Here is an 8,765-nt window from a genome sequence, read left to right on the forward strand (position 1 = left end):
CGCGGTGGGGAACTCCGGTGGAAGGCTGGAGTCAGGCACCGGCTCGGGGACGCCCGGGGCCCGGCGGACCGGGCGCGGACGGCGCCAGTGCCCCGTGCAGCGGCGGCCCGCCGCGGTCCACGGTGAGAAGGGGCCCGTCCCCACCCCCTGGAGGTACCTGTGAACAGCGCCGACGGATGGGGAGATGACGTCTACCAGCCCGACGGTTCCGAGCAGAGGGAGGACACCGGGCTGCTCGACGCGGAGGACACCCTTGAGTACGACGGGGTCGACGATCCCCTCGACCGGGGCTGGTCCCCGCCGGAACGCCCCTGGGCGGTGGAGCACACCGGTGTGACGGCTGGGGAACGCCACCGGGGCGAGACCCTGGAGCAGCGGCTCGCCGAGGAGCAGCCCGACTCCCTCGCACCCGACGGCGACGGCCTGGGTGATTCGCAGGACACCGACGGGGAACTCCTGGACAACGAGGTCGGAGCCGCACGCTCCGGCCGGCTCGTGGCCCCCGACGAAGGGGCACACGAGGACGAGGAGGAGGCCCTGGTCGCCATGGACGTCGGCATCGACGGCGCGGCCGCCTCCGCCGAAGAGGCCGCGATCCATGTCGTCGACGAGGACGACCTGCCGGGCTGACCCCGAGGAGCATCCATGCAGCAGGACAAGCACCCCGACTACCACCCGGTCGTCTTCCGGGACCGTGCCGCCGGATACGCCTTCCTCACCCGGTCCACCGCGACCAGCGACCGGACCATCGAGTGGGACGACGGCGAGACCTACCCGGTGGTGGAGGTGGAGATCTCCTCGGAGAGCCACCCGTTCTACACGGGCAAGGCCCGGACCGTGGACACGGAGGGCCGCGTCGCCCGCTTCGAGCGCCGGTACGGCGGTGAGGGTTCCGGCTGAGTCCCGGACGGGCGCGGTCCTCAGATCACGTTGAGCGCCGCCGCGCAGCCCACTCCGCCCAGCAGCATGAACACGGGCATCAGCACCTTCAGCTCCACCCAGCTGCCCGCCCGGAACCGCATCGCCTTCGGCGGGCCGATCGGGTACCAGCGCTTGCGGCCCACAGGTATCGGCCACAGGATCGGGCAACCGGAGACGGTCAGCGCGTCCCCGATGTCGTGCACCAGCGCGCCCAGGACGACCGGCAGCCCCAGCCACAGGTACTCCTGGCCCGGCTCGGTGAACAGCCAGTTCGCGCCGTTGCCCGGCTCGTCCAGGATGCCCGCGAGGATCCAGGCGCTGGTCGCGGCCAGCAGCCACACCAGGACATCGCTGCTGGAGCCGCGCGTCGCCCGCCACAGCAGGCCCTCGATGGCCAGCACCATGTGCACGAAGAGAATGGCCAGCACCGCCCAGCGGCCGCCCGTGATCGCCAGGACCGCGGTGCCGGCGCCGATCAGCACCGCCCACAGCCAGGTGTGCGTGAGCGTGCGGTGCCCGCCGGAGCGGCGCGGGTCGCCCTGCTTCTTGGTGGCCTTGTAGACGGCGTAGGACAGCTTGTCGACGATCTCGCACAGCCAGCGGGACAGGGGGCCGAAGGCCCTCGAGATGGTGGCCGCCTTGTGGTCCAGGTCGGGGGCGAGCGCGGCGCCGGCGCAGATCAGGGCGCCGGCCAGGAGCACCGGCCAGGGCATGGGGTGTCCGGCCGCGGCCGTCGCCGCGCCGACCCCGAGCCAGGCCGCGGCGCCCGACAGTGAGTGTGCTGGTCCCATCATCGCCGTTGCCCGCCCCATTCCTCGTTCGCCGCCGGCCGGTTGACCCGGTGCGTTGACGCCCCGCCGGCCACACAGCGTAGCGTTCGCGATCTTCGCGCCCGCAGCCGATTCCCCCATCGGCCGGGCGGGCAGGCAAGATGGGGGCGTGACCCTCATCGATCAGCTGCCGCCGACCGCCGACCCCGACGCCCTCTACGAAGCCTTCGAGTCGTGGGCCCGGGAGCGCGGTCTCACGCTCTACCCGCACCAGGAGGAGGCGCTGATCGAGGTGGTCTCCGGGGCGAACGTGATCGTGTCGACGCCCACGGGCTCCGGCAAGAGCATGATCGCCGCGGCCGCCCACTTCGCCGCCCTGGCGCGCGACGAGGTCACCTTCTACACGGCGCCCATCAAGGCGCTGGTGTCGGAGAAGTTCTTCGAGCTGTGCAAGATCTTCGGCACCGAGAACGTCGGCATGCTCACCGGTGACGCGTCCGTCAACGCCGACGCCCCGGTCATCTGCTGCACCGCCGAGGTGCTGGCGTCGATCGCGCTGCGTGACGGCAAGGACGCCGACGTGGGCCAGGTCGTGATGGACGAGTTCCACTTCTACGCGGAAGGGGACCGCGGCTGGGCCTGGCAGATCCCGCTCCTCGAGCTGCCGCAGGCACAGTTCGTGCTGATGTCGGCGACGCTCGGCGACGTCTCCTTCTTCGAGAAGGACCTCACCCGCCGCACCGGCCGCCCCACCGCCGTGGTCCGCTCGGCGACGCGTCCCGTGCCGCTGTCCTACGAGTACCGGTACACGCCGCTCACCGAGACGCTCACCGATCTGCTCGAGGCCCGGCAGGCGCCGGTCTACATCGTGCACTTCACACAGGCGCAGGCGGTGGAGCGGGCGCAGGCGCTGATGAGCATCAACATGTGCACGCGCGAGGAGAAGGACAAGATCGCCGAGCTGATCGGCAACTTCCGCTTCACCACCAAGTTCGGCCGCAATCTGTCCCGCTACGTCCGGCACGGCATCGGCGTGCATCACGCCGGCATGCTGCCCAAGTACCGGCGGCTGGTGGAGAAGCTCGCGCAGGCGGGTCTGCTGAAGGTCATCTGCGGCACCGACACGCTCGGGGTGGGCGTCAACGTCCCCATCCGCACGGTGCTGTTCACGGCCCTGACCAAGTACGACGGCAACCGTGTGCGCACGCTGCGGGCCCGTGAGTTCCACCAGATCGCGGGCCGCGCCGGACGGGCCGGCTTCGACACCGAGGGCTTCGTGGTGGCCCAGGCCCCCGAGCACGTCGTGGAGAACGAGAAGGCGCTGGCGAAGGCGGGCGACGACCCGAAGAAGCGCCGCAAGGTCGTGCGCAAGAAGGCGCCCGAGGGCTTCGTCGCCTGGAGCGAGCAGACCTTCGAGAAGCTGATCGGCTCCGAGCCGGAGCCGCTGACCTCCCGCTTCCGGGTCACGCACACCATGCTGCTGTCGGTGATCGCCCGGCCCGGCAACGCCTTCGAGGCGATGCGACGGCTGCTGGAGGACAACCACGAGCCGCGCAAGCAGCAGCTGCGGCACATCCGGCGGGCGATCGCCATCTACCGCTCGCTGCTGGACGGCGGCATCGTCGAGAAGCTCGACCGGCCGGACGCCGAGGGCCGGATCGTCCGCCTCACCGTGGACCTGCAGCAGGACTTCGCGCTGAACCAGCCGCTGTCCACGTTCGCGCTGGCCGCGTTCGAACTGCTGGACCCCGAGTCGCCGTCGTACGCGCTGGACATGGTGTCCGTCGTGGAGTCCACGCTGGACGATCCGCGCCAGATCCTCGCCGCCCAGCAGAACAAGGCGCGCGGCGAGGCGGTCGCCGCGATGAAGGCCGACGGGGTGGAGTACGAGGAGCGCATGGAACGGCTCCAGGACGTCACCTACCCGAAGCCGCTGGAGGAGCTGCTCTTCCACGCGTACAACACCTACCGCAAGAGCCACCCCTGGGTCGGTGACCATCCGCTGTCGCCGAAGTCCGTGATCCGGGACATGTACGAGCGGGCGCTGTCGTTCACCGAGTTGGTGTCCCACTACGAGCTGGCCCGCACCGAGGGCATCGTGCTGCGCTACCTCGCGAGCGCCTACAAGGCGCTGGAGCACACCGTCCCGGACGACCTGAAGTCGGAGGACCTGGAGGATCTGATCGCCTGGCTGGGCGAGACGGTGCGCCAGGTCGACTCCAGCCTGCTGGACGAGTGGGAGCAGCTGGCCAATCCGGAGGAGATGACCGCCGAGGAGGCGCAGGAGAGGGCCGACCAGGTCAAGCCGGTCACCGCCAACGCGCGTGCCTTCCGCGTCCTGGTCCGCAACGCCATGTTCCGCCGGGTCGAGCTCGCCGCCCTCGATCAGGTGGACGAACTGGGCGAGCTGGACGCCGAGGGCGGCTGGGACGCGGATGCCTGGGGCGAGGCGATGGACAAGTACTGGGACGAGTACGAGGAGCTCGGCACCGGTCCCGACGCCCGCGGGCCGAAGCTGCTGCTGATCGAGGAGCAGCCGGAGAACGGGCTGTGGCGGGTCCGGCAGATCTTCGACGACCCCAGCGGTGACCACGACTGGGGCATCAGTGCCGAGGTCGACCTCACCGCCTCCGACGCGGAGGGCCGCGCGGTCGTCCGGGTCACCGATGTCGGCCAGCTGTGAGCACAGGAGAACCCCACCCATGACGAATCCGGCCGAGAGCCTCGTCGCCCTGCTCGACCTGGAGCAGATCGAGGTCAACATATTCCGTGGCCGCAGCCCGCAGGAGTCCCTCCAGCGGGTCTTCGGCGGCCAGGTGGCCGGCCAGGCCCTGGTCGCCGCCGGCCGCACCACGGAGGGCGACCGTCCCGTGCACTCCCTGCACGCGTACTTCCTGCGTCCGGGCAGACCCGGGGTGCCGATCGTGTACCAGGTCGAACGGGTGCGGGACGGCCGGTCGTTCACGACCCGCCGGGTCACCGCGGTGCAGCAGGGCCGCACGATCTTCAATCTGACCGCCTCCTTCCACAAGCCTGAACAGGGGAGTTTCGAGCACCAGCTGCCGCCGGCCCGCGAGGTCCCGGACCCCGAGTCGCTGCCGACGGTGTCGGACGAGATCCGTGAGCATCTGGGCGCGCTGCCGGAGCAGTTGGAGCGGATGGCGCGCCGCCAGCCCTTCGACATCCGTTATGTGGACCGGCTGCGCTGGGATGCCGACGACGTCAAGGGCGCCGAGCCGCGCAGCGCGGTGTGGATGCGCGCGGTCGGCCCGCTCGGCGACGATCCGCTGGTTCACACCTGCGCCCTGACGTACGCCAGCGACATGACCCTCCTGGACGCCGTGCGGATCCCGGTGGAGCCGCTGTGGGGGCCGCGCGGCTTCGACATGGCGTCGCTGGACCACGCGATGTGGTTCCACCGTCCGTTCCGCGCCGACGAGTGGTTCCTGTACGACCAGGAGTCGCCGATCGCCACGGGTGGGCGGGGTCTGGCCCGCGGACGGATCTACGACCTGGAGGGGCGGATGCTGGTGTCCGTCGTCCAGGAGGGGTTGTTCCGGGCCCTGTAGGTCACCGGTTTCCGCGCCACCACCGGCCCAGCAGGCCGCGGGACGTCCCGCGTACCGGCTCGACGGCCTCCGGCGCGCGCTGGACCGGTTCCGGCCGGTGGGGAGCGGGGCGGGGGGCCGGCCGGTGTGCCCGCGCCTCCTCCGTCAGCCGGACCAGATCGGCCTGCAGCCAGGCGATCTCGTCCGGGTCCTGAGCGGTCATGAGCTCTTCCGCCAGGTCCGCGGCCGGTGAGCCGGGCGCGCCGTGGGACGGCGGCGGCCGGCGGAACCCGTTGAGGTGGGAGCGGTCGTAGGGGTCCGGGACGGCCTTTGACACGTGCGGCGGGCCGAGCAGCGACGCCACGGCCCCGGCGCGTGCCCAGGGGTCGTCGGCCCGGCGGAGCATGAAGCCCAGCTGCCGGGCGCGCCAGTTGCGCGGGCGCAGGTCGGTGCCGGCGTCGAGCTGGCTCCTGAGACTCTCGGGCGTGCGCCCCGTCAGCAGGGGCATGTTCCTGTCGTCGGCCGCGAACAGCCGTAGCTCCTCGGCCAGGTAGAGCCAGACCACGGCACGGTAGCGGTTCAGGTAGAACCTCACGGGCACCAGCAGTCCCAGCCTCGCGAGGCGGGTGAACCGGGTCTTCGTCACGCCGATGAGGGCGGCGCCCTCCGTGGTGCCCACGGCTTGCACGCTCCGGCGCAGGGCCTCCGGAAACCGCGGCCCGGCGCGGAGCCGCTCGATCTCGGCCCGGTCGACCCGCCGGCCCCCTCCACCGTCGTCGGGGGTCGTACGGATCCGCCCGAGCTGCACGGCGAGGTCGAACTCGGTGCTCTTGAGACCGAGTTCGCGGGCCGCACGGCCCGGGCCGACCAGGGCCTCCCGTGCCGCCGCGGGCCGATCGGCGGTGGCGGTGACGGTGGTGTCGTGCGCGATGGTGTGCTGTCCGGGCATGTTCGTCCTCCCCCGTGGAGTGTGGGCGGCCGGCGCCGGGTGCGCCGCCGGAAAAACCGTAGCCGCTCTGTCACTCTCCGTGGCGAGCCTGTGGATAACTCCGCAGCGGAGGACGGATTAGCAGGTCAGAGCTCTGCGTCGGGTTTCTGTCGGCGGGCGTCCACGTCCAGATGCTCACCGACCCGGTTGACCAGCAGGGTCATCTCGTACCCGATCTGGCCGATGTCGGCCTCCGCCCCGCTGAGTACGCACAGACAGCTGCCGGTGCCCGCCGCGGTGACGAAGAGCACCGCGTCGTCGAACTCGATCATCGTCTGGCGTACCCCGCCCGCGCCGAAGTGCCGTCCCGAACCCTTGGCGAGGCTGTGCAGTCCGGACGAGACGGCGGCGAGGTGTTCCGCGTCCTCGCGCCGCAGTCCCGTGCTCGCGCCCGTCACCAGCCCGTCGTTGGACAGGACCAGTGCGTGCCGTACGTGTTCGACGCGTTGGGTCAGGTCGTCCAGCAGCCAGTCGAGTCCCTGGTTCTGCGCCATGTCGTGTGTCTCCCCCTGGTTCTTCCCCGTGGTCTGCCCCGTGTGCCGTTCCCCCCTGGCGGGAGGGCCCTCGCGCCAGCCTTCCCCACGACCGGGCGCCGGGCAAGGAGGACGGGAGCCAAGGGGCGGAAGATGACCGAGGAACAGTGGCGCGAGCCCGGATCCCGCGGTCACCCCACCGAGTCGAGCAGCCGGGCGGTGTGCACGCGCCCGGCGTACTCGACGAGCCGGATCAGCACCTCCTTGCCCGAGTCGCGCTCGCGTGCGTCGCACAGCACGACGGGCGTTCCGGCGTCCAGGTCGAGCGCGCGGCAGACGTCCCCCGTGTCGTGGCGCCGGGCGCCCGTGAAGCAGTTGACGGCGACGACGAACGGGATCCGCCGGTGCTCGAAGTAGTCCACCGCGGGGAAGCAGTCCTCCAGGCGCCGGGTGTCCGCGAGGACCACCGCGCCCAGGGCGCCTTGCGCCAGTTCGTCCCACAGGAACCAGAAGCGGTCCTGTCCCGGGGTGCCGAAGAGGTACAGGGAGAGTCCCGAGCGGATGGTGATGCGCCCGAAGTCCATGGCGACGGTCGTGGTGACCTTCTGGTCCACGCCGTCGGTGTCGTCCACCGACCGACCGGCTTCGCTGAGCAGTTCCTCGGTGCGCAGCGGCCGGATCTCGCTGACCGCGCCCACCAGGGTGGTCTTGCCCACGCCGAATCCGCCGGCGACCAGTACCTTCAGCGCCAGCGCGGCCGTCTCGTCGCCGGGGGTGTCGGAGTGTTCAGGGACCATCGATCACTTCTCTCTGGAGTGCCGGCCGCGGTCGGCGGGGATACGGGTGTGCCGTGGCCCGGGAGGCGTCCCGGCCGGGGGCGCGGTGTCGCCTACAGGGCCCTCAGCCCCTCGATCACCTCGCGGAGAACGCGCTCGTCGGGCAGGTGGGCGGGCGGTACGGGGCGGCTGACGGTGACGTGGCCGCGCTCCAGCAGGTCGCCGAGGAGCACCCGGACCACGCCGACGGGCAGGTCCGCGCCCGCGGCGAGTTCGGCGACCGACGGTGTCTCCGGGCGGCACAGGTCGATCAGGGCACGGTGCTCGGGGCCGAGCGCCGGGTCGTCGGCACCGGGGGCGGCCGGGTCCAGGGTGACGAGGGCGATCAGGTCGAACCGCACCCCGCCGGGGCCGGGCCCGGTGCGTCCGCCGGTCATGGCGTACGGCCGGACCAGGGGCCCGGCCTCGTGGTCGTACCACTGGCTGTCCGCCGCGCGCGGAACGCCTGTCGTGTCCTCGGTCATCTCCCGGACCGCTTCCTCGTCTCATCCGGCGGCCGGTGGCCGCGCGCCGGCCCGCGGCGGGGTGTGGAGGTGCTCGCCGACGCGCTTGACCAGCCGTGCCATCTCGTAGGCCACCAGGCCGATGTCGGCGGTCACGGCCGTCAGGAGGGCGAGGCAGGTGCCGTCTCCGGCGGCGGCGACGAACAGGAAGCCGTCGTCCATCTCGACCATCGTCTGGCGCACTCCGCCGGCCCCGAAGTGCCGGCCCGCGCCCTTGGCCAGGCTGTGGAAACCGGAGGCGACCGCCGCGAGGTGCTCGGCGTCCTCGCGGCCGAGGCCTCCGGAGGCGCCGACGGCGAGTCCGTCGTCGGAGAGCACCACGGCGTGCCGGACGTCGCCGACGCGGAGCACCATGTCGTCGAGCAGCCAGTCGAGTTCGCCGGATCGCCGGCCGGTCCTCGTGCTCGGTTCCTGGATCATGCGGGGTCTCCTTCGGTGCTGTGCTTCACGGGGCCGGGACCAGGACCGGTACCAGGACCGGCGCCGCGGCCGGAGGGCCTGCCGCCGCCGCGCGCCCAGCCGTCGCGGTAGGCCACCATGCGGTCCCGTACGAGTTCGGGGGTGCGGTCGTCCCGGCCGTCGTGCCGCGCGGGCGCGGGCGTTTCCCGGCGGCCGTCGCGCAGTTGGGGGGCGAGGCTGGCCTGTCGTACGCGGCGTGGGAGGTCGTCGGAGCCGGCGGGCTCCTCCTCCGGGCGGTGCGGTCGCAAGGCGGCGACTCCTGGGGAT

Annotated in this window: 10 protein-coding genes and 1 pseudogene; 4 read left to right on the top strand and 7 right to left on the bottom strand. The window is 71.9% G+C overall.

Annotated features, from left to right (window positions below; all coding sequences use genetic code 11):
- The first annotated feature begins 159 nt into the window (after window positions 1–159).
- Window positions 160–630 carry a DUF5709 domain-containing protein gene (locus B7767_RS17165; protein ID WP_085572958.1) on the top strand — a complete coding sequence of 157 codons (471 nt, stop codon included), beginning with the start codon at window positions 160–162 and terminating at the stop codon, window positions 628–630.
- 15 nt (window positions 631–645) lie between these two features.
- Window positions 646–900 (top strand): type B 50S ribosomal protein L31, encoded by a 255-nt coding sequence (locus tag B7767_RS17170; RefSeq protein ID WP_085572959.1) that lies wholly within the window; start codon window positions 646–648, stop codon window positions 898–900.
- 20 nt (window positions 901–920) lie between these two features.
- Here the strand turns inward: B7767_RS17170 and B7767_RS17175 are convergent, their stop codons facing one another.
- Entirely contained in the window at window positions 921–1,715 is a 795-nt protein-coding gene (locus tag B7767_RS17175) for a metal-dependent hydrolase (protein ID WP_085572960.1), read from the bottom strand.
- 145 nt (window positions 1,716–1,860) lie between these two features.
- Between B7767_RS17175 and B7767_RS17180 the strand changes: the two genes are divergently transcribed.
- Both B7767_RS17180 and B7767_RS17185 read left to right on the top strand, forming a co-directional pair.
- Window positions 1,861–4,374, top strand: a complete 2,514-nt coding sequence (locus tag B7767_RS17180; protein WP_085572961.1) for an RNA helicase — start codon at window positions 1,861–1,863, stop codon at window positions 4,372–4,374.
- A gap of 19 nt (window positions 4,375–4,393) precedes the next feature.
- Window positions 4,394–5,260, top strand: a complete 867-nt coding sequence (locus B7767_RS17185) for an acyl-CoA thioesterase II (RefSeq protein ID WP_073934723.1) — start codon at window positions 4,394–4,396, stop codon at window positions 5,258–5,260.
- Between the two features lies 1 nt (window position 5,261).
- On the opposite strand, the gene B7767_RS17190 is transcribed toward B7767_RS17185, so the two are convergent.
- From B7767_RS17190 to B7767_RS17215, 6 genes and pseudogenes are all read right to left on the bottom strand, one after another.
- The gene (locus B7767_RS17190; RefSeq protein ID WP_085572962.1) at window positions 5,262–6,188 is read right to left on the bottom strand and encodes a DUF6397 family protein; all 927 of its coding nucleotides are present in this window, start codon (window positions 6,186–6,188) and stop codon (window positions 5,262–5,264) included.
- Between the two features lie 125 nt (window positions 6,189–6,313).
- A complete protein-coding gene (locus tag B7767_RS17195) occupies window positions 6,314–6,721 on the bottom strand; it encodes a roadblock/LC7 domain-containing protein (RefSeq protein ID WP_085572963.1) in 408 nt (135 codons plus the stop codon).
- Window positions 6,722–6,891: 170 nt separating this feature from the next.
- Complete coding sequence (locus B7767_RS17200; RefSeq protein WP_085572964.1) at window positions 6,892–7,497, bottom strand: ATP/GTP-binding protein; 606 nt, start codon at window positions 7,495–7,497, stop codon at window positions 6,892–6,894.
- Between the two features lie 92 nt (window positions 7,498–7,589).
- Complete coding sequence (locus B7767_RS17205) at window positions 7,590–8,000, bottom strand: DUF742 domain-containing protein (protein WP_085572965.1); 411 nt, start codon at window positions 7,998–8,000, stop codon at window positions 7,590–7,592.
- Window positions 8,001–8,021: 21 nt separating this feature from the next.
- Window positions 8,022–8,459 (bottom strand): roadblock/LC7 domain-containing protein, encoded by a 438-nt coding sequence (locus B7767_RS17210; protein WP_085572966.1) that lies wholly within the window; start codon window positions 8,457–8,459, stop codon window positions 8,022–8,024.
- Window positions 8,456–8,765 (bottom strand): annotated as a pseudogene (locus tag B7767_RS17215) (ATPase); the annotation flags it as partial. The pseudogene B7767_RS17215 and the gene B7767_RS17210, both read right to left, overlap by 4 nt.

It is taken from the genome of Streptomyces sp. 13-12-16 (genome assembly GCF_002114215.1).
GTDB lineage: Bacteria > Actinomycetota > Actinomycetes > Streptomycetales > Streptomycetaceae > Streptomyces.